We start from the raw sequence: 420 nt of genomic DNA, 5'->3' as shown, positions 1-420 counted from the left end.
ACCTATATCTTAAAGAAATATGCAGATATGGCCCGTATATACGATTCTAATCTTATTCCCGAGGTTACCAGTTGCCATCAGTTAAGGCATAGTCGCGCAATCCACCTGTTGCAATCTGGTGTAAATCTGGTTTGGATAAGGGATCTTTTGGGGCATACCTCGGTCCAGACCACAGAGATATATGCAAGGGCCGACTCAAAACAGAAAAGAGAGGCTATAGAACAGGCATCGGAATGCCTTACACCTAACCAGGTTACCGGAGAATGGATCGATAACAGTAACTTGATAACTTGGCTGAAAGGGCTGGGTAAGAAATAACGATTATGTAAAGTCCAAATGTAAAGCCGTAACGCAATGCTCTGTGAATCAATGTACCTTTCAATGGACTTTACATATCCATATTGTTGTCATAGCCATTCA

At 41.9% G+C, this 420-nt stretch carries 1 protein-coding gene; it reads left to right on the top strand.

The window, feature by feature from the left end; genetic code table 11:
* Window positions 1-318: tyrosine-type recombinase/integrase (locus tag LE190_RS22310; RefSeq protein WP_225240625.1), on the top strand; the 318-nt coding region annotated here is incomplete at its 5' end.
* Window positions 319-420: the final 102 nt, after the last annotated feature.

The sequence above is a fragment of the Massilia hydrophila genome, assembly GCF_020208145.1.
In the GTDB taxonomy this organism is placed as follows: Bacteria; Pseudomonadota; Gammaproteobacteria; order Burkholderiales; family Burkholderiaceae_D; genus Telluria; species Telluria hydrophila.
This window is presented reverse-complemented; position numbering and strand designations above follow the sequence as displayed.